The following is a 19,077-nucleotide window of genomic DNA, read 5'->3' as shown; positions in this document are numbered from 1 at the left end:
ACAGCTAAAAATAGTACGGTCGTTCGCATTATAGCCGTGTGCTTGATATTGCGCTGAGCACCCCCACCTTCGAGCGACCGGACGATCGCGGAGACAGGGTTTACAATAGCGGCATTTCAACCCTCCGCGAGCACATCCATGGCGATTTACCAGCTGGGCGAGCATGCGCCCGAGATCGACGCCTCAAGCTTCGTGGCCGATTCGGCAACCCTGATCGGCAAGGTCACGCTCGAGGCGAATGCTTCGGTGTGGTATGGCGCGACGCTGCGCGGCGACAACGAACGCATCACCATCGGCGAGAACAGCAACGTGCAAGAGGGCACGGTGATGCACACCGATATGGGTTTCCCCCTTACGCTGGGCAAGAACGTCACCGTCGGCCACCAGGCCATGCTGCATGGCTGCACGGTCGGTGACGGCTCGCTGATCGGCATCCAGGCGGTAATCCTGAACGGCGCCCGGATCGGCAAGGGCTGCCTGGTGGGTGCCGGCGCGCTGGTTACCGAGGGCAAGGAATTCCCGGACGGCTCACTGATCCTCGGCTCGCCTGCCAAGGTCGTGCGTAGCCTGACGGAAGAAGACATGCTGCGCCTGCAGGCCAGCGCCGCGAGCTATGTAGCGCGCGGCCAGCTGTTCAAGGCGCAGCTCAAGCAGATTGGATAAAGAATGACGAACGACGTGATGACCGAAAAGCGCGACACCCTGCAAAAATTTATCTTCGACAACGCTGCCGTGCGCGGCGAGCTGATCGAGATTTCCGATACCTGGCGCGAGATCCAGGCCCGTCACGCCTACCCGAAAGCGGTGCGCACCGCGCTTGGCGAGATGGTGGCGGCCAGCGCCCTGCTGTCGGCCAACCTGAAGTTCAATGGCGCCATCGTGATGCAGATCTTCGGTGACGGCCCGGTACGCCTGCTGGTGGTCGAGTGCGACGCCGACCTGCGCATCCGCGCCACCGCCAAGCTGGCGCCGGACGCCGACATCGCGGAAGACACCACCCTCGAGCAGATGTTCAACGTCCACGGCAAAGGGCGCTTCGTCATCACCCTCGACCCGACCGACAAGATGCCGGGCCAGCAACCCTACCAGGGCGTGGTGCCCTTGACAGGCGACACCATGGCGACCGTCATCGAGAACTACATGCTGCGCTCCGAGCAGATGGACACGCGCCTGTGGCTGGCAGCCGACGACCAGGTCTCGCGCGGGCTGCTGCTGCAAAAGCTCCCGCGCCACAGCGGCAAGGACGACCAGCTGCAGCAAGCCTCGGAAGCCGAAGACCTGGAAACCTGGAACCGCGCCGTCATGCTGGGCCAGACCCTGAAGCGCGAGGAGTTGCTCAGTACCGGCATCGAGACCCTGCTCAAGCGCCTGTTCTGGGAAGAGACGATCCGCGTCTTCGAGCCGCAGTATCCGCAGTTCCACTGCAGCTGCACGCGCGAAAAGGTCGGCAACATGCTCAAGATGCTGGGCCAGGAAGAAGTCGATTCGGCGCTGGCCGACCTGGGCGAGCTGGGCATCAATTGCGACTTCTGCGGCAAGCACTACGCCTTCGACAAGGTGGATTGCGCCCAACTGTTCGCCAGCGACACGCCGGTCGAGACCATGATGCCGCCGAGCGGCAGCATCAACTGATCAGCTATCCTGTCGGGTGGCCGGCGCTGCCGGCCACCTACTTCGTCTCCTCGGCGAATTCATACACGACCAGCGCGTCGTCCTCCCAGCTCTTGTCCCGCAGCGGCGCCATGTAGCCGGCTCCGCCGGTATGCAGCGCCAGCCTGGCCCTGCGCTCGCCCGACACCACCGTGGCCGAGGCCAGACGCTTGGGCGCCCGGAACACGTAGCCCACCATCGGCAGATTGCAGATGCCCCCCGCCGCCACCGCGCCGGCGCGGTACAGCAAGGGGATGTCCTCCTTGCGCACGGCTTGCTGCACCTCGCACTCGAGCCGCAGGTCGCCCAGCCGTCGCGCGTTGTCGGGTACACCCGGCGTTCGTACGCGCGGCCGCCAGCGCATCTGGTCCTTCTTGCGGTTGAGCACGAGGTCGGCCTTATCGTCCAGGGCGTCCTGGCTGCGCGGCAGCACGAACGTGGCGTCGGCGTCGATGGGGAGCGCGATATCGACCTTGTCGCCGGCCAGGCGCAGTTGCAGGCCATCGTGCGCCGCCGCCTTGCCGTCCAGCGTCAACAGCTCGAAGCGCAGGCTGGCGTTTGGCGCCAGCGCGCGCTTTTCTTCCCATGCATCGAGTCCACGCAGCATGCGGCCGTACGGCTGCAAGGCCGGATCCTTGATGCTGCTGACCTGGACCGTTCCTGCGCTGTCCGGCGCCGGCATGCCCTCTTGTGCGAACGATGGAGCTGCCACGGCCAGCAGCGCGGCGATGATGGAATGTCGTTTCATGCACGTCCTCGATTGGTGTTGGTGCATCGATTGTAAAGACGGCGTTCTCGCAAAGATGCGCACATTCTCACGCACCGCGAATGAACCGGGACACGCAAAATACGCATTTTTTCAAGCGGTGCTAAGCTGATGCATCTTCGACAGTGTTGTCATTTCCTTACGAACACTGCGCTTACCCACAGGAGAAAAACGATGCACATGGATACCGGAATTAACACCGAAGACCGCGCCAAGATCGTCGAATCGCTGTCGACGATCTTGTCGGACGCCTTCATGCTGTACCTGAAGACCCACAACTTCCACTGGAACGTTACCGGGCCGATGTTCTCGACTCTGCACGTGTTGTTCGAAGAGCAGTACACCGAGCAGTGGAATGCGCTCGACGAGATCGCCGAACGCATTCGCGCCTTGGGCCATTTCGCGCCAGCCACTTCGAAGCGTTATGTCGAACTGTCGAGCATCAAGGAAGAGCCGGAAGTGCTGTCGTCGAAAGAAATGATCCGCCAACTGGTCGACGGCAACGAGATCCTGATCCGCACCCTGCGCGAAGGCGTGAAGGTTGCCGACGAGCTGGACGATTATCCGACCGCCGACATGCTGACCACCCGCATGGAAGTGCACGAGAAGAACGCCTGGATGCTGCGCTCCTTCCTGGAACAGGGCGCCGGTTCGATGCAGGGTGAGGCTTCGTCGGAGTAAACCCCGCATACCTGCAGAACAAAAACGCGCCGGAAGGCGCGTTTTTGTTTTATGCCTTGCCCGACATGTGGAGGTCGACCACCTTCATGATCTCCAGGGTGAGATCGAGGTTGAATTCTTCCGCCACCAGCCCGGTGTACAGCGCGTCGCGCGGCATGCCGACGGCAGCTGCCAGCGCGCCCAGGCCCGGCGCCTGGGCCACGGCCTTCATGGCGGCAGCGATGGCCGCGCCATCGCCCTCCTCGAATGCATCGGCCAGGCAGTCGGCAATGGCGTCGAGCGAATCGAGCTGCGCCGGATTCGGCGGTGTTGGCTGGGTCATGCCTGCTTCCTGTTCTTGAATGAAGCCCGCATTCTACTCGATGGGGCATGCATTCCGGCCCGTCGCCGCTGGCAGACCATCCACTTCCGGTAACTTCTTTGTAGGCGTGATCCCACATGGAAGTCATATTGATATTAATCAGGAATGGTCCGACCACGAAAGCGTCAAATGTGCTCGTAGTTTGCGAAAAGCAATGTTGCACAGAGAAATCTTCGCATGAGCGCGGGATTATTTTACCGATTACACCCAAAGGAGTTCGAATGAAGCGCATGTCCGCAGCCAAGGTATCGTCGATCGATCACGAAGCGGGAGCGCCGCTGCCGGCGTTCAGGAAAGTGACGGCCCGGTACCCGATCGCCACCGTCGGGTCGTCGACCTTACGTGGCGGGAAGGTTGTCGTGTCCAATCATGAAGCGCATGACGACGGTTTCCGCGTCGCTTGCGTCGGCGACCGGGTCCGCTATCCGGACGGCAGCGAGAGCATCATCGTGTCGGGAGCGGGCAACGCCTCCACCTTCGGCGACCGCCCGATCGCGCTGGTCGGCAGCCATGTCGAAAACGGCGACCGTATTACGTGGAGCCACCAGAACATGGGCGAGCTGGTGCTGTTCGAAGGCGACGCGCCGATCGCAGGATTGCTGCAGCCGGGGTACATGCCGCCGCGCGGAGGCTGCGAAACCTGAAGCAGGCGGCCTCGCGGCTGCTCGCAGTTGCGCGCAGTTGCGCGCAGTTGCGCGCAGTTTCGATATATCAGCGGTCGCGCTTTTCCTTCGGTTCGGGCGGGGGCGGCGGCACGGTCATCGAGACCACTGGCTGCTCGTCCTTGCGCAGCACCTGCACGAAGATTTCATTCTGCTTGATCATGCCCAGCTCGTAGCGGGCGCGCTCTTCGACCGCGCCGGTACCGTCGCGCAGGTCGCGCACTTCCGATTCGAGCTTGGCGTTGCGCGCCTCGAGCAGCTCGGTCTTGTGGCGGGTGGTGCCGACCTGGTCGCGCATGTCGGCGACGGCGAGCCAGCCGCCCTTCCCCAGCCACAACGGGTACTGGATCAGCAGCAGCAGGATGGCAAGCGCGATGGTAATGAGTCGCATGGGGCATGCACGGGCCGGACCGCTTTCGAGGCGGTCCGGCCCATGTGGTTTACTTCAGATTGTAAAAGGCGTCACGGCCCGGGTAGCTGGCGACGTCGCCCAGGTCTTCTTCGATGCGCAGCAGCTGGTTGTACTTGGCCATGCGGTCCGAACGCGACATCGAGCCGGTCTTGATCTGCAGGGCGTTCAGGCCAACCGCGATGTCCGCGATGGTCGAATCCTCGGTCTCGCCCGAACGGTGCGAGATCACGGCGGTGTAGCCGGCGCGCTTGGCCATTTCGATGGCCGCGAAGGTCTCGGTCAGGGTGCCGATCTGGTTGATCTTGATGAGGATCGAGTTGGCGATGCCCTTCTGGATGCCCTCTTTCAGGATCTTGGTGTTGGTGACGAACAGGTCGTCGCCGACCAGCTGCACCTTCTTGCCCAGTGCGGCGGTCAGGGTGGCCCAGCCGTCCCAGTCGCCTTCGGCCATCGCGTCCTCGATCGAGATGATCGGGTACTTGTCGCACCAGGTGGCCAGCATGTTGGTGAAGTCGGCTGCCGACAGCGACAGGCCGCCTTCGCCTTCGAGCACGTAGCGGCCGTCCTTGTGGAATTCGCTGGCGGCGCAATCCAGGCCCAGCGCGATCTGGCTGCCGGCCACGTAGCCGGCCTGCTCGATCGCCTGCATGATCAGCTTGATCGCTTCTTCATGGTTGGCCACCGACGGGGCGAAACCGCCCTCGTCGCCGACCGCCGTGTTCAGGCCCTTCGAGTGCAGGATTTTCTTGAGGGTATGGAACACCTCGGCGCCCCAGCGCATCGCTTCCTTGAACGACGGTGCGCCGACCGGGATGATCATGAATTCCTGGATGTCCAGGTTGTTGTCGGCGTGAGCGCCGCCGTTGATGACGTTCATCATCGGGACCGGCATCTGCATCGCGCCCGAACCGCCGAAGTAGCGGTACAGCGGCAGGCCGGCTTCTTCGGCCGCGGCCTTGGCGACGGCCATCGACACGGCCAACATGGCGTTGGCGCCCAGGCGGCTCTTGTTTTCGGTGCCGTCGAGATCGATCAGGGTACGGTCCAGGAAGGCCTGCTCATTGGCGTCCAGGCCCATGATCGCTTCGGAGATCTCGGTGTTGATATTTTCGCAGGCCTGCAGCACGCCCTTGCCGAAGTAACGCTTCGGGTCGCCGTCGCGCAGTTCGATCGCTTCGCGCGAACCGGTCGAGGCGCCCGAGGGCACGGCGGCGCGGCCCATCACGCCCGATTCCAGCAGGACGTCGCATTCCACGGTCGGATTGCCGCGCGAGTCAATGATTTCGCGGCCGATGATATCAACGATAGCACTCATGTTTTACAGTCTCCGGAAGAGTAGAAAATTCAGTGTGGTCGGTACGCGCGCCCAGCCGCCGGGCGCGCTGCAGGTTTTACTTGAAGTCGGCTTCGATGAAGCCGGTCTTCTTGACGATGCGGTCGATCTCGACCAGGGTGCCCAGGAGTTCCTTCATGCGGCCGAGCGGCACGGCATTCGGGCCGTCCGACATCGCGTTCGCCGGATCCGGGTGGGTCTCCATGAACAGGCCGGCGACGCCGGCGGCAACCGCCGCGCGCGACAGCACCGGCACGTGTTCGCGCTGCCCGCCGGACGAGGTGCCCTGGCCGCCCGGCAGCTGCACCGAATGGGTCGCGTCGAACACCACCGGGCAGTTCGATTCGCGCATGATGGCCAGCGACCGCATGTCCGAGACCAGGTTGTTGTAGCCGAACGAGGCGCCGCGTTCGCAGGCCATGAAGTTATCTTCAGGCAGGCCGGCTTCGCGTGCCGCCGCGCGTGCCTTGTCGATCACGTTCTTCATGTCGCCCGGCGCCAGGAACTGGCCCTTCTTGATGTTGACCGGCTTGCCCGAACGCGCGCAGGCGTTGATGAAGTCGGTCTGGCGGCAGAGAAAAGCCGGGGTCTGCAGCACGTCGACCACGCTCGCCACCTGCGGGATCATCTCTTCGTCGTGGACGTCGGTCAGGACCGGCACGCCGATCTGCTTGCGCACGTCGGCCAGGATGTCCAGGCCCTTGTCGATGCCGGGGCCACGGAAGGTCTTGCCCGACGAGCGGTTGGCCTTGTCGAACGAGGACTTGTAGATGAACGGAATGCCCAGCGCGCTCGTGATTTCCTTCAGCGTGCCCGCGGTGTCGAGCGCCATCTGGCGCGATTCGATCACGCAGGTACCCGCGATCAGGAAAATCGGATGGTCGAGGCCGACGTCGAAACCGGCGAGTTTCATGCTGCATCTCCTTGTAGTGAGACCGATGCATGTGCCGACGAATTGTTCGCCGCCACGTTGGTGTTGGCTGCCTGGTGGTCCAGCGCCGCCTTGATGAACGCGCTGAACAGCGGGTGGCCGTTACGCGGGGTCGACTTGAACTCCGGGTGGAACTGCACGCCGATGTAGAACGGATGACCGTTGTCGCCACTGCGCGGCAGTTCCATGATCTCGAGCAGGTCTTCGTTCGGGGTACGCGCCGACACCACCAGGCCGGCCGCTTCGATGCGCGGCAGGTAGAAGTTGTTGCCTTCGTAGCGGTGGCGGTGGCGCTCGGTCACGACGTTGCCGTAGATTTCGGCGGCCAGCGTACCCGGGTTCACGGCGCAGGTCTGCGCGCCCAGGCGCATGGTGCCGCCCAGGTCGGAGTTGGTGTCGCGCTTCTCGACCTTGCCGTCATGGTTCTGCCATTCGGTGATCAAGGCGACCACCGGCTGGTCGGTTTCCGGATCGAACTCGGTGGAGTTCGCGTTCGGCAGGCCGGCCATGTGGCGCGCGTATTCGATCAGCGCGACCTGCATGCCCAGGCAGATGCCGAGGTAAGGGATCTTGTTTTCGCGGGCATAGCGGGCGGCCATGATCTTGCCTTCCACGCCGCGCTTGCCGAAGCCGCCCGGCACGAGAATCGCGTCGTACTTGGCTAAATGCTCACACCCGTCCTTTTCGATCTCTTCCGAGTCCAGGTATTCGATGTTGACGCGGCTTTCGGTGTGGATGCCGGCGTGGCGCAGCGCCTCGGTCAGGGACTTGTACGATTCGATCAGGTCGACGTACTTGCCCACCATGCCGATGGTGACTTCGCGCTTCGGGTTTTCCAGGGTGTGGATCAGTTTGGTCCACATCGACAGGTCGGCCTTTGGCGCCTCCAGGCCGATGGCTTCGAGGATGATGTCGTCCAGGCCCTGGTCGTGCAGCACCTGCGGGACCTTGTAGATGGTGTCCACGTCCCACACCGAGATCACGGCCTGCTCTTCCACGTTGGCGAACAGCGAGATCTTGGCGCGCTCGTCGTCCGGGATGCGGCGGTCGGCGCGGCACAGCAGCGCGTTCGGCGAGATGCCGATCTCGCGCAGCTTCTGCACCGAGTGCTGGGTCGGCTTGGTCTTGAGCTCGCCGGCCGATGCAATGTAGGGAACCAGGGTCAGGTGCACGAAGGCCGCGCCCTTGCGGCCGGAGCGCAGCGACAGCTGGCGCGCGGCTTCCAGGAAGGGCAGCGACTCGATGTCGCCGACGGTACCGCCGATTTCCACCAGCGCCACGTCGACGCCTTCGGCGCCGCGGCGGATGTAGTCCTGGATTTCGTTGGTGATGTGGGGGATCACCTGCACGGTCTTGCCGAGGTATTCGCCGCGGCGCTCTTTACGAATCACCGATTCGTAGATCTGGCCGGTGGTGAAGTTGTTCACCTTCTTCATGCGGGTGCTGATAAAGCGCTCGTAATGGCCCAGGTCGAGGTCGGTCTCGGCGCCGTCGTCGGTGACGAACACTTCGCCGTGCTGGGTGGGGCTCATGGTACCCGGGTCCACGTTGATGTACGGGTCGAGCTTGAGCATGGTGACTTTGAGGCCGCGCGATTCGAGAATCGCGGCGAGGGAGGCGGCCGCGATTCCCTTGCCCAGGGAAGATACGACGCCGCCAGTGACGAATACGAATTTGGTCATTTGTACTGAAGGTGCCGAATGGCACGCGCGGGAAATAGAAATTATACCTTAAACCCTGCCAGGTGCATGAGATGCCGGTGGCCTCGGCCGGCCTCGGCGCAAGGCCGAGCCGGGCGGCAAGGAGCGTCCGGCGTTGTAAATCGTTCATACGAGAAGCGATAAAAGCTGCACTGATGTTTCAGTTGGGCAATAATTCTTGCTTTCCATTTGCATGACGTGGCAGCGACCTGCGCGCCACCCCACCACCGACCCTATGCGCGCTTTCAATAACCTCGGCATCGGCACACGCCTTGCCGCCGGCTTTATCCTGACTCTCCTGATGGCGGTCCTGATCGCCGCTACCGGCATGTGGCGCCTCGAGCAGGTCTCCAGCGCCACCCGCGACACCCTGGCCACCCCGCTGGCGAAGGAGCGCCTGATCGCCGAGTGGTACACCCAGATCTTCGCGGCCGTGCGCCGCACCGCCGCCATCGTCAAGAGCAGCGACCCGTCGCTGACCGCCTACTTCAAGGACGACGCCGCCATGACCGCAAAGGCAGCGGCCGATCTCGTCAAGCAGATCGAGCCGCTCATCGGCGGGGAAAGCGAAACCGCCCTGTTCCGGCGCATCTTGGAGCAGCGCAAGCAGTACGGCGCCGCGCGCGACAATGCGGTCAAGGCCAAGGCCGAGGGCAACCAGGAACTGGCGGACCAGATTCTCGATCAGGCCTTCACCCCGACGGCGAAGGCCTACCAGGAATCGATTCATGAACTGGTCGCGATGCAGCGCGCGCACATCGCCGCCACCGCCGCCGGCATCGACGCCACCGCAAGGCGCGGCGAGATCGTGATCACGGGCCTGACCGGGGCCGCTGTGCTGATCGGCGCGCTGTTCTCGTGGATGCTCACGCGCGGCATCACGCGCCCGATTCGCGCGGCAGTGCAAGCCGCCGAAACCGTCGCCGCCGGTGACCTGAGCAGCCGCATCGAAGCCGCCTCGAAGGACGAGACCGGCGCCCTGCTGCGCGCCCTGCGCAACATGAACGACAGCCTGGTCAAGATCGTCAGCGAAGTGCGCAGCGGCACCGACACCATCGCCACCGGCTCAGCCGAAATCTCGGCCGGCAACTTCGACTTATCAAGCCGTACCGAGCAGCAGGCCAGCGCGCTGGAAGAAACCGCCGCCTCGATGGAAGAACTGACCAGCACCGTCCGCCAGAACGCCGACAACGCGCGCCAGGCCAATCAGCTGGCGATCACCGCCTCCAGCGTGGCGCTCGAGGCAGGCAGCGTGGTGAGCCAGGTCATCACCACCATGGGGTCGATCAACGATTCCTCGCGCAAGATCGTCGACATCATCGGCGTCATCGACGGCATTGCTTTCCAGACCAACATCCTGGCGCTCAACGCCGCGGTGGAAGCGGCGCGCGCCGGCGAGCAGGGCCGCGGCTTCGCGGTGGTCGCGTCGGAAGTGCGCACCCTGGCCCAGCGCTCGGCCGCTGCCGCCAAGGAGATCAAGACCCTGATCGGCGACTCGGTCGAACAGGTCGAAGCCGGCACCAGGCTGGTGGACCGGACCGGCGACACCATGGAACAGGTGGTCACCTCGATCCGTCGCGTCACCGACATCATGGCCGAGATCGCGTCGGCCAGCCAGGAACAGACCGGCGGCATCGAGCAGGTCAACCAGGCCATCGGCCAGATGGACCAGGTCACCCAGCAGAATGCCGCCCTGGTCGAAGAGTCGGCGGCGGCAGCCGCATCGATGCAGGAGCAGGCGGCCCGCCTGGCCCAGGTGGTCGGCGTGTTCAAGCTGGGCGCCAATGCCCCGGCCACCGCGGCGCCGGCCGCGGCCGCACCGTCACGCGCCCTGGCGCTGCAGGCCAAGCCGGCCGCGCGGGTGGCGAAACCGGCGCCGGCAAGCGCACGCCGGTCGACGCGCGCCGATGCCGAGGAATGGGAAACCTTCTGAGCTTTGCGCTAAGCTGACGACAACGCCCGGCCATCGTGCCGGGCGTTGTCGTTGATCGGTGCCGGATCGCAGGCACGAGGGGCCCGGGCGCGCGGTAGCGCCAAGCGAGCCCATCCAAGGCATCTGGTGCTACCTTGCCGGTCGGGGCTGCAGCCGGGGCGCGATGGCGGTACTATCGGCGCCGCATCCAACCCAGCCATCCTGATTGAATTCCATGCACCTGCTCAACCTGCCGCGCCTGAACGCCCCCTCCGTCCTGCTTGCCACCGTGCTGTCCGCCGCATGCGCGCCCACCGCCGCCGGCGTGCTGGACGAAGTGCCGCTGCCGGACATCGGCGCCGTCACCGACTACCGCCCCAAGATCCCGCTGCGGGTGTACTCGGCCGACAAGGTCCTGATCGGCGAGTTCGGCGCCGAGCGGCGCGACTTCGTGCCGATCGCAAAGATCCCGCCCCTGATGAAGGCGGCCGTGCTGTCGATCGAGGATTCGCGCTTTTATGACCATGGCGGCATCGACTGGATCCGCGCGCTGGGCGCCGCCAAGGCCAACCTGGCCGCACTGGGCGGCGGCTATCGCCAGGGCGGCTCGACTATCACCATGCAGGTGGCGCGCAACTTCTTCCTGTCGCGCGACAAGACCCTGCCGCGCAAGCTGACCGAGGTCGCGCTGGCCTACAAGATCGAGCAGGCGCTGTCCAAGGACCAGATCCTCGAGGTCTACATGAACCAGATCTACCTGGGGCAGCGTTCCTACGGCTTCGCCAGCGCGGCGCGCACTTATTTCGGCAAGCCCCTGGCGAGCCTGAGCCTGGCGGAGACCGCGATGCTCGCGGGGCTGCCGCAAAACCCCTCGCGCCACAATCCGGTCGCCAACCCGGAACGTGCGCAACAACGCCAGCGCGTGGTCTTGAGGCGCATGTTCGAGCTGGGGAAGATCGGCGAATCCCAGTACCGCCGCGCACTGGCCGAACCGCTGCGCGTACGGCGCGACGGCGGCGGCCCGGGCGCCGGCGCGGAATACGTCGCCGAACTGGCGCGCCAGGCTGCCCATGCGCGCTTCGGGCAAGCCGCCTACGAGCACGGCTACACGGTCACCACCAGCATCCATGCGGCGGAACAAACGGCCGCCTGGGAGGCGGTGCGCCGCAACGCCATCGCCTACGACCGCCGCCACGGCTACCGTGGCCCGGAAGCACGCATCGTGCTGCCGAAGGCTGGCGAGGAGCGCGAGGAGGCGATTGCGGAGGCGCTCTCGAAGCGCCCCGCGGTGGGCGGGTTCACGCCGGCCGTGGTGCTGTCGGCCTCGCCCAAGCGGGTGCGGGTCGCGACCCGCGATGGCGAGACGATCGAGATCAAGGGCGCGGGACTGGCCTTTGCCGCCCCTGCCCTGGCGCCGGCGGCCAAGGCCGGCATCAAGCTGGCGCCGGGCGCCGTGGTACGTCTTTCCCAGTCCGGCAAGGATGGATGGGTCATTACCCAGCTGCCCCAGGTGGCGTCGGCCTTCGTGGCGATCGACGCCCAGACCGGCAGCGTGCGCGCCATGGTCGGCGGCTTCGACTACCAGCTGCAGAAACTCAACCACGCCACCCAGGCATGGCGCCAGCCGGGATCGAGCATCAAGCCCTTCGTGTATTCGGCGGCGCTGGAGCGCGGCTTCTTCCCCGGCACCACCATTCTCGACGAGCCGCTCGATTTCTCCGACGAGAAGGCCTATGCCAACTGGGCGCCGCGCAACGACGACAATCTGTTCGAGGGCCCGGTGACGATCCGCCACACGCTCACGCATTCGCGCAATGTGCCGGCGGTGCGCATGCTGCGCGCGCTCGAGGTCGATTATGCGCGCGATCACCTGGGGCGCTTCGGCTTCGACATGGCGCGCCACCCGAGCAACCTGACGCTGGCGCTCGGCACCGGCGCGGTGACGCCGCTGCAGCTGGCCGGCGCCTATGCGGTGCTGGCGAACGGCGGCTACCGGGTCGAGCCGGTGCTGTCGATGTCGATCCAGGACCGTGACGGCCGGGTGATGTTCGAAAGCGGCAAGCCGCGTCCGCCACAAGAAGGAGCGCGCGTGCTGGATGCGCGCAACGCCTTCATCCTCGATTCGATGCTGCGCGACGTGGCCCGCTTCGGCACCGGGGCGCAGGCCTCGCGCCTCTTGAGTCGCACCGACCTCGCGGGCAAGACCGGAACCACCAGCAACGCCATCGACGGCTGGTTCGCGGGCTATGGCGGCAATGTGGTGGCGGTGGCATGGATGGGTTACGACGAACCGCGCTCGCTGGGCAGCCGCGAATTCGGCTCCACGCTGGCGCTGCCGGTCTGGGTCGACTATATGCGGGTGGCACTCGCCAGGACGCCGCAGCGCGAGCGCACGCCGCCCGAGGGCGTGGTGCGCGCCGGCGGCGACTGGGTGTATGCGGAGTTCGCCGAACCGGCGCCGGCGGTGGAGGAAGGTGCTGCTGCACCCGTAGCGCAGCAGTCACCGTGAGAGGCAGGGCGGGTGCCGGACACTGTGTCCTGCACACTGCCGTGTGATCGTTTACTTCGCAGGCGGGCCCGGGAACTGGATGACGGGGCCCGGGGGCGTGCGGTCCGGGGGCACCCAGCCTGGCGCCGGCTTGCCGGCCGGACCGAGGTGGCGCACGAAGCGGTAAATCGCGCGCAGGTCTTCCTTGTCCATCGCGTGCAGATTAAAGTACGGCATCGGCGGGCGCGCCTGGAAGGTCTGCGCCATCTTGATCCAGTCGTTCTCGCTCATCGCGTTCATCGACAGGCGCAGGTTGGTCGGGTAGGTCGTGCCCCAGGGACCGCGCCAGCCCAGCTGGTCGCCCTGGAGCCAGTCCTTTTCCGCGACCTTGCCGGCGCTCATGCCGTAGCCCGCGGTGTGGCAGTCGTTGCAGCCGCCCACCTTCACCAGGTAGCGGCCGCGCTCGATGTACTTCCCTTGCGCCGAGGCATTTGCCGGCGGGTGGATGCCGTTCTGGGCGGCGTGGGCCGGTATGCCGAAGGCCAGCAGCAAGGTGGCCTGCACGGCGGCGTGCATCCCCACATGGATGACGGCCCGCTGGGCCTTGTACAGAAGCTTGATCATGGTGGTCGTTCCTGGTGGTCTTGTCGATTCGCCACAAGATACCGGGCGTTCGCCGCCAATGGCAGCCCCACGCCGGGGGGGATGTGCGGACACGCCCCCCCCCGCCACCCGCCTTACGGCAGGCCCTGCACCGTCCCCTCTTTCGGATAGTCGATCACGTAGTCGACATGGAAGCGCGCCGTCTCGTTCGGCTTGAGGGTGCGTTCCCAGCCGACCAGCCCGCGCCGCTGCTGCCAATCCCTGATGGTCGGTTCCGGGCTCAGGCTGACCTTGGCGCCGATCTTGTCCGACTGGCTGACCGGGGTCGGCTCCAGCACCAGGATATCGACCGGCTGGCGGTGGAAGCTCGTTACCACGTAGGTATCGGCGATGCGTTTCTGGTTTTCGCGGTTGAACAGGCCGACCTCACCCGACTTCTCGTTGCGGCGCTCGATCGCCACCCGCACCAGCGGATCGCGGCCGAAAGCCATGCCGAGGCGCTCGCTGGCCCGCGGGTTCCAATACAGTACGCCGACATAGGAACCGTCGCGGCGCAGCTGCACCTGGCCCGGCAGCCAGTCGCCGTCAGGGCGCGCGGCATCGATGGTCAGCACCGCCACATCCTTGTTGTCGCGCGGCGCGATGCGCACCTGCTGTTTGACCGGCAGCTTCTGGGTCGACAGCGCGACCGAGATCTCGCGGCCGTCCGACGCCAGGTCGACCTGGGCCGGCACCTCGAACTCGGTGGTGAAGGCGCCTTGCGTTTCGATGACCGGGGCGATGTAGTCGTCGGCCTGGGCGACGCGCGAGCCGCTCACCATCACGGGCGCCGGCGGCGCCGGCGGCGCGATCGAGCGCGCCCGGTAGTTGTACTGGATCATTTCCTGGGCCACCTGCGGCGGCTGCCAGGTCAACAGCCACGGCGAAGGATCGGGCGCCTGGACGCTCAGGTTCGGCTGGCCGGTCGACAGGCGCAGCTTGACACGGCTCCAGTCCTCGCCGGTCTTTTGCGAGATCGCCGCCATCCGCTCCAGCTCGACGGTGGACGCGTTCGAATCGAGCGAGGCGCGGTAGGCCGGTTTCCAGCCGGCACGGTTGACCTGGTAGCTCAGCAGGATTTTGCCCGGCTGCCGCACCGCGACCGCCACCGTCATGCTGCGGCTTTCGCGGGTGCTGGCCTGGACCTTGGCCAGGTCGCGCTTGAGGACGTCGAGCTGCTTCGTCAGCGAGCGCTTCCTGACTTCGGCATTGTGCATGCGGGCCAGGGCATCGCTGCCGCCCTTGCGGATCGCCTCCAGGGTGCCCAGCAAGGCATTGGCGTCGCGCGGCGCGCCCGCGCCATGCTCGCCGCCGCCCAGGCGTTCGAGGTAGCCCTGGACCAGCTGCGCCGATTTGATCTCGGCATCGATCGCCGCGACCTGGTCCTGCAGCGCCTGGACCTTCGCTTCCAGTTCCGCCTCGCGCGGGCTGGGGCTGTCGACGCCGCGCTGGTCGCGCGTGACGACCTGACCGACCTGGATGCCCGGGTCGGCCTGCAGACGCACGGTGTCGGTGTTGAAGTTGGCCAGCAGGCCGGTGATCTCGACCTGGGTCATGCCCGGCGCCACCTGGACCACGCGTTCCACCGTGGCGCTGCCGGGATACAGGGTGACGCTCTGGATCGGGGCGTCGATGGCCGATGCGCTGGAGGCGACGAGCGCCAGGACCACGGACCATTGCTGTTGGATCGCCATCGGAATCTTTCAAAATAGAATGATTCCATGAGAGTAGCAGATCGCCAACATAGGAAAAACACACAAATCCACCAAATGGCTTCTCTTGTGTAACGAGACGTTTCAGGCCGTTTTAATTGGTGACCACGTGCCAGACACCGTTCATCTTGTCGCCCTTGCGGTCGCCGGGCTTGGCATCCCTGGCGTACACATACAGCGGCTTGCCCTTGTAGGCAAGCTGCTTCGTGCCGTCATCGCGCGTGACGATCGAGTACGGCGATTCGATCCACTCCACGGTAAGGGGGACCGGCGGCCACATCTTCGCGCACCCGTCATTGCAGTTGCTTTTGCCGGAGCCGGCGACGTCCTTGTCGAAGGTATAGATGGTCATGCCGGCGCCATTGACCAGCACGCCATCAGCCACATTGACGGGCTGCGCGATGGCGCCGGCCGAGGACAGCACGCACACGGCGCCCAGCGCCGCACATACGGAATACATGGTGTTCATGACGACCTCCCGGAAATCGACTGTGCATGTCCAGTATAGGACGGATATCGGGAAGCGCGGCCGGCAGCGCCGACCACCCTCAGCAAAAGTCGCGGCTCGGCGCGCGCAGCTTTCCGAGTAAATGCGACATGTCCACCAGCCGCTTGGCCACCAGGTGGCGCACCTCACCCTGCTTCTGCCAGACGCCGTACACGCCCAGTAAAGGCGCGTTCAGCACTTCGCGCCGCTGCTGCTCCACCAGCGTCGGCCAGACGATCACGTTGATGTTCCCGGTCTCGTCTTCCAGCGTCATGAACAGCACGCCTTTCGCGGTGCCCGGGCGCTGGCGCACCGTCACCAGGCCGCAGGCGCGCGCCAGCTGGCCGTCCGCATAACCGGCCAGCGTGGAGGCCGGCATGAAGCGCTTGGCCAGCAGTCCTTCGCGCAGCAGCGCCAACGGATGGCGGCCCAGCGTGAGACCTTGTGCGCGGTAGTCCCCCACGATCTCGTCGGCCTCCGAGGGCGCCGCGAGTTCCGGCATCTCCTCCTGCGGCGTGGTCGGACGCAGCAAATCCTTGTCGGGCACCGCGCCCACCGCCTGCCACAGCGCCTCGCGCCGGTGCCCGGCCAGCGACTGCAGCGCGTTGGCGCCGGCCAGCACCTGCAGATCGCCGCGATCCAGCCCGGCGCGCCGCGCCAGGTCGGCCACGCTGTCGAAAGGACGCACCGCGCGCGCCATCTCGATGCGCAGCGCCACTTCCTGTTTCAAGCCGCGCAGCAGCGAAAGACCCAGGCGTACCGCGGGCTGGCGCGTACGGTCATGCGGGTCGAGTTCTTCCAGCGCCGAATCCCAGCCGCTGATGGCGACGTCGCCAGGGCGCACCTCGATGCCATGGCGGCGCGCGTCCTGCACCAGCTGCGACGGGCTGTAGAAACCCATCGGCTGGCTGTTGAGCAGCGCGCAGAGAAACGCCGCCGGCTCGTGGCACTTGAGCCAGGAACTGGCATAGGCCAGCAGCGCGAAGCTGGCCGCGTGCGATTCCGGGAAGCCGTATTCGCCGAAGCCCTGGATCTGGCTGAAGATCGCCTCGGCGAATTCCAGCGTGTAGCCGCGCTCCAGCATGCCGCGCACGATGCGGTCGTAGTATTTCTCCAGCCCGCCCTTGCGCTTCCAGGCCGCCATCGCGCGGCGCAGCTGGTCGGCTTCGCCGGGCGTGAAGCCGGCGCCGAGGATCGCCACCTGCATCACCTGCTCCTGGAAGATCGGCACGCCCAGGGTGCGCTCGAGCGCCACCTTCATCTCCGGGCTCGGGTACACCACCTTCTCGAAGCCCTGGCGCCGCCGCAGATACGGGTGCACCATGCCGCCCTGGATCGGGCCCGGCCGCACCACCGCCACCTCGATGACCAGGTCGTAGAAGCGGCGCGGCCGCATGCGCGGCAGCATGCTCATCTGCGCGCGCGACTCGATCTGGAACACGCCCACGGTGTCGGCCGCGCAGATCATGTCGTAGGTGGCGGTGTCGTCGGGCGGTATGTCCTGCATCTCGAACAGGTTGCCGTAGCGCTGGCCCACCAGTTCGAGGCCGCGGCGCAGCATCGACAGCATGCCCAGCGCCAGCACGTCCACTTTCATGAGGCCGAGTTCTTCCAGGTCGTTCTTGTCCCACTGGATGACGCTGCGGTCGGCCATGGTCGCGTTTTCGATCGGCACCAGGCGCGACAGCTTGCCGCGCGCGATCACGAAGCCGCCCGGGTGCTGCGACAAATGGCGCGGGAAGTTCAGCAGCTTGTCGGCCAGCGTGGCCCACTGCTGCGCAAGGCGCGATTCCGGGTCCAGTCCGGCTTCGGCCAGGCGTCCCAGCAAATCGGCGCGGCTGTCGAACCAGTGGTGGGTCTTGGCCACCTTCTCGACGATGGCCAGGTCGATGCCGAGCGCGCGCCCGCTGTCGCGCAGCGCGCTCTTGGGACGGTAGCTGATCACCACCGCCGCCAGCGCCGCCCGCTCGCGCCCGTATTTCTGGTAGATGTACTGGATGACTTCTTCGCGGCGCTGGTGCTCGAAGTCGACGTCGATATCGGGCGGCTCGTTGCGCTCCCTGGAGATGAAGCGTTCGAACAGCAGGCTGGCGCGCGCCGGGTCGACCTCGGTGATGCCGAGGCAGTAGCACACCGCCGAGTTGGCGGCCGAACCGCGGCCCTGGCACAGGATGTGTTGCGAGCGCGCGAAGCGCACGATGTCGTACACGGTCAGGAAGTAGTGCTCGTACTTCATCTCGGCGATCAGCGCCAGCTCGTGCTCGACCTGGGCCTGCACCTTGGCCGGGATGCCGTCGCGGAAGCGCCGGTGCGCGCCGATATAGGTCTGCTGGCGCAGGTAGCTGCTGACGTCAATGCCGGGCGGCACCACTTCATCCGGGTATTCGTAGCGCAGCTCATCCAGCGAGAAGGTGCACAGGCGCGCGATGCGCACCGTTTCGGCCAGCGCATCGCGCCCGTAAACGTTCGACAGGCGCAGGCGCGAGCGCAGGTGCTGCTCGGCGTTCTGCGCCAGGCCGTAGCCGCATTCGGCCACCGGCTTCTTCAAACGGGTGGCGGTGAGCGTGTCCTGCAGGGGCTTGCGCGAGCGGACGTGCATCACCACGTGGCCCAGCGCCGTGATCGGCAAGCCGTGCTGCCAGCCCACTTCTTCCAGCGTCTCGCGGTGCGGCTCATCGAAAGCGCGGTGCAGCAGCACCAGGCCGAGCCAGGCGCGGCCCGGGAAGGTGGTAGCCATCCAGGCGGCCTGCGTGTGCAGGCGGTCGACATCCAGCGCTTCGTGCGACGGATAGTGCGGCAGCAGGATCGCCAGGCAGTCGGGCATGTGCTTCAGGTGGGCGTAGGCGGGCGCGGGCCGGGCCAGGTCGTCCGGCGTGAGGAAGTACGTGCCCTTTTCGGCGCGCGTGCGGCCGAGGGTGATGAACTCGGCCAGGTTGCCGTAGCCGTTGCGGTTCTTGGCCAGCAGGATGAGCGACAGCGCCGGGCTGCCATCCGCGTTCTTCAGGTGGAAGTGGGCGCCGATCACCAGGGGCATGCCGGCCTTCTTCGCCTCGGCATGGGCGCGCACCACGCCGGCCAATGAACATTCGTCGGTCAGCGCCAGCGCAAAATAGTCGAGCTGCACCGCGCGCGCCACCAGTTCCTCCGCATGCGAGGCGCCTTCGAGGAAGGAGAAGTTCGACAGGCAGAACAGCTCCGCGTAGGGAGGCAACGCCTGGGGTGGGGTGGAAAGCGGATCGGTCATCGGCGGGCGCTAGGCAATGGGGATACAATGCTAGTCAAACCAGTAATACTGTATAAAAACACAGTATAACCGAGACGACCCGATCGACAAGGATTC

Annotated in this window: 16 protein-coding genes; 6 read left to right on the top strand and 10 right to left on the bottom strand. The window is 65.8% G+C overall.

Features of this window, described 5'->3' with window-relative positions; genetic code table 11:
• Positions 1-138 precede the first annotated feature (138 nt).
• Both AC56LU_RS08930 and hslO read left to right on the top strand, forming a co-directional pair.
• Positions 139-663, top strand: a complete 525-nt coding sequence (locus AC56LU_RS08930; RefSeq protein ID WP_497175237.1) for a gamma carbonic anhydrase family protein — start codon at positions 139-141, stop codon at positions 661-663.
• Between the two features lie 3 nt (positions 664-666).
• Positions 667-1,632 carry an Hsp33 family molecular chaperone HslO gene (hslO, locus tag AC56LU_RS08925; RefSeq protein WP_497175236.1) on the top strand — a complete coding sequence of 322 codons (966 nt, stop codon included), beginning with the start codon at positions 667-669 and terminating at the stop codon, positions 1,630-1,632.
• A gap of 37 nt (positions 1,633-1,669) precedes the next feature.
• Here the strand turns inward: hslO and AC56LU_RS08920 are convergent, their stop codons facing one another.
• Complete coding sequence (locus tag AC56LU_RS08920; RefSeq protein WP_497175235.1) at positions 1,670-2,398, bottom strand: hypothetical protein; 729 nt, start codon at positions 2,396-2,398, stop codon at positions 1,670-1,672.
• Positions 2,399-2,590: 192 nt separating this feature from the next.
• Between AC56LU_RS08920 and AC56LU_RS08915 the strand changes: the two genes are divergently transcribed.
• On the top strand, positions 2,591-3,097 hold the full coding sequence (locus AC56LU_RS08915) for a Dps family protein (RefSeq protein WP_497175234.1): 507 nt from the start codon (positions 2,591-2,593) through the stop codon (positions 3,095-3,097).
• 49 nt (positions 3,098-3,146) lie between these two features.
• Here AC56LU_RS08915 and AC56LU_RS08910 read toward each other — a convergent pair whose 3' ends face one another.
• A complete protein-coding gene (locus AC56LU_RS08910) occupies positions 3,147-3,419 on the bottom strand; it encodes a hypothetical protein (protein WP_497175233.1) in 273 nt (90 codons plus the stop codon).
• A gap of 260 nt (positions 3,420-3,679) precedes the next feature.
• Between AC56LU_RS08910 and AC56LU_RS08905 the strand changes: the two genes are divergently transcribed.
• Positions 3,680-4,102: a PAAR domain-containing protein gene (locus tag AC56LU_RS08905; RefSeq protein WP_497175232.1), complete on the top strand. Its 423-nt coding sequence runs from the start codon at positions 3,680-3,682 to the stop codon at positions 4,100-4,102.
• 67 nt (positions 4,103-4,169) lie between these two features.
• Here the strand turns inward: AC56LU_RS08905 and ftsB are convergent, their stop codons facing one another.
• The 4 genes from ftsB to pyrG form a co-directional block, all read right to left on the bottom strand.
• On the bottom strand, positions 4,170-4,511 hold the full coding sequence (gene ftsB, locus AC56LU_RS08900; RefSeq protein WP_497175231.1) for a cell division protein FtsB: 342 nt from the start codon (positions 4,509-4,511) through the stop codon (positions 4,170-4,172).
• A 49-nt stretch (positions 4,512-4,560) separates the two neighbouring features.
• Complete coding sequence (gene eno, locus AC56LU_RS08895) at positions 4,561-5,847, bottom strand: phosphopyruvate hydratase (protein WP_497175230.1); 1,287 nt, start codon at positions 5,845-5,847, stop codon at positions 4,561-4,563.
• Positions 5,848-5,923: 76 nt separating this feature from the next.
• Positions 5,924-6,778, bottom strand: a complete 855-nt coding sequence (kdsA, locus tag AC56LU_RS08890) for a 3-deoxy-8-phosphooctulonate synthase (RefSeq protein ID WP_497175229.1) — start codon at positions 6,776-6,778, stop codon at positions 5,924-5,926.
• Positions 6,775-8,478: a CTP synthase gene (gene pyrG / locus AC56LU_RS08885; RefSeq protein ID WP_497175228.1), complete on the bottom strand. Its 1,704-nt coding sequence runs from the start codon at positions 8,476-8,478 to the stop codon at positions 6,775-6,777. Before pyrG ends, kdsA begins: the two co-directional genes overlap by 4 nt.
• Before the next feature lie 253 nt (positions 8,479-8,731).
• On the opposite strand from pyrG, the gene AC56LU_RS08880 reads away from it, so the two are divergent.
• Together AC56LU_RS08880 and AC56LU_RS08875 are read left to right on the top strand one after the other, a co-directional pair.
• Positions 8,732-10,429 (top strand): methyl-accepting chemotaxis protein, encoded by a 1,698-nt coding sequence (locus AC56LU_RS08880; protein WP_497175227.1) that lies wholly within the window; start codon positions 8,732-8,734, stop codon positions 10,427-10,429.
• Between the two features lie 214 nt (positions 10,430-10,643).
• Positions 10,644-12,917 (top strand): penicillin-binding protein 1A, encoded by a 2,274-nt coding sequence (locus AC56LU_RS08875; RefSeq protein WP_497175226.1) that lies wholly within the window; start codon positions 10,644-10,646, stop codon positions 12,915-12,917.
• Between the two features lie 51 nt (positions 12,918-12,968).
• Here the strand turns inward: AC56LU_RS08875 and AC56LU_RS08870 are convergent, their stop codons facing one another.
• The 4 genes from AC56LU_RS08870 to AC56LU_RS08855 all read right to left on the bottom strand — a co-directional run bounded on the left by AC56LU_RS08870 (position 12,969) and on the right by AC56LU_RS08855 (position 18,981).
• Complete coding sequence (locus AC56LU_RS08870; protein ID WP_497175225.1) at positions 12,969-13,520, bottom strand: cytochrome C; 552 nt, start codon at positions 13,518-13,520, stop codon at positions 12,969-12,971.
• Positions 13,521-13,633: 113 nt separating this feature from the next.
• Complete coding sequence (locus tag AC56LU_RS08865) at positions 13,634-15,232, bottom strand: DUF4139 domain-containing protein (protein WP_497175224.1); 1,599 nt, start codon at positions 15,230-15,232, stop codon at positions 13,634-13,636.
• 112 nt (positions 15,233-15,344) lie between these two features.
• Entirely contained in the window at positions 15,345-15,719 is a 375-nt protein-coding gene (locus tag AC56LU_RS08860) for a COG4315 family predicted lipoprotein (RefSeq protein WP_497175223.1), read from the bottom strand.
• Between the two features lie 79 nt (positions 15,720-15,798).
• On the bottom strand, positions 15,799-18,981 hold the full coding sequence (locus AC56LU_RS08855; protein ID WP_497175222.1) for an error-prone DNA polymerase: 3,183 nt from the start codon (positions 18,979-18,981) through the stop codon (positions 15,799-15,801).
• Between the last annotated feature and the right edge of the window lie 96 nt (positions 18,982-19,077).

Source organism: Telluria sp. PB2R4, assembly GCF_059685695.1.
Note: the sequence above shows the minus strand (reverse complement) of the source record. Positions and strands in the feature narration are given on the sequence as shown.

Bases quoted from the DNA above. Each gene is read 5' to 3' on its own strand.
- AC56LU_RS08905 (WP_497175232.1), top strand. From the start codon at position 3,680: ATGAAGCGCATGTCCGCAGCCAAGGTATCGTCGATCGATCACGAAGCG.
- AC56LU_RS08910 (WP_497175233.1), bottom strand. From the start codon at position 3,419: ATGACCCAGCCAACACCGCCGAATCCGGCGCAGCTCGATTCGCTCGAC.
- hslO (WP_497175236.1), top strand. From the start codon at position 667: ATGACGAACGACGTGATGACCGAAAAGCGCGACACCCTGCAAAAATTT.
- AC56LU_RS08915 (WP_497175234.1), top strand. From the start codon at position 2,591: ATGCACATGGATACCGGAATTAACACCGAAGACCGCGCCAAGATCGTC.
- ftsB (WP_497175231.1), bottom strand. From the start codon at position 4,511: ATGCGACTCATTACCATCGCGCTTGCCATCCTGCTGCTGCTGATCCAG.
- AC56LU_RS08855 (WP_497175222.1), bottom strand. From the start codon at position 18,981: ATGACCGATCCGCTTTCCACCCCACCCCAGGCGTTGCCTCCCTACGCG.
- kdsA (WP_497175229.1), bottom strand. From the start codon at position 6,778: ATGAAACTCGCCGGTTTCGACGTCGGCCTCGACCATCCGATTTTCCTG.
- pyrG (WP_497175228.1), bottom strand. From the start codon at position 8,478: ATGACCAAATTCGTATTCGTCACTGGCGGCGTCGTATCTTCCCTGGGC.
- AC56LU_RS08875 (WP_497175226.1), top strand. From the start codon at position 10,644: ATGCACCTGCTCAACCTGCCGCGCCTGAACGCCCCCTCCGTCCTGCTT.
- eno (WP_497175230.1), bottom strand. From the start codon at position 5,847: ATGAGTGCTATCGTTGATATCATCGGCCGCGAAATCATTGACTCGCGC.
- AC56LU_RS08860 (WP_497175223.1), bottom strand. From the start codon at position 15,719: ATGAACACCATGTATTCCGTATGTGCGGCGCTGGGCGCCGTGTGCGTG.
- AC56LU_RS08865 (WP_497175224.1), bottom strand. From the start codon at position 15,232: ATGGCGATCCAACAGCAATGGTCCGTGGTCCTGGCGCTCGTCGCCTCC.
- AC56LU_RS08870 (WP_497175225.1), bottom strand. From the start codon at position 13,520: ATGATCAAGCTTCTGTACAAGGCCCAGCGGGCCGTCATCCATGTGGGG.
- AC56LU_RS08930 (WP_497175237.1), top strand. From the start codon at position 139: ATGGCGATTTACCAGCTGGGCGAGCATGCGCCCGAGATCGACGCCTCA.
- AC56LU_RS08880 (WP_497175227.1), top strand. From the start codon at position 8,732: ATGCGCGCTTTCAATAACCTCGGCATCGGCACACGCCTTGCCGCCGGC.
- AC56LU_RS08920 (WP_497175235.1), bottom strand. From the start codon at position 2,398: ATGAAACGACATTCCATCATCGCCGCGCTGCTGGCCGTGGCAGCTCCA.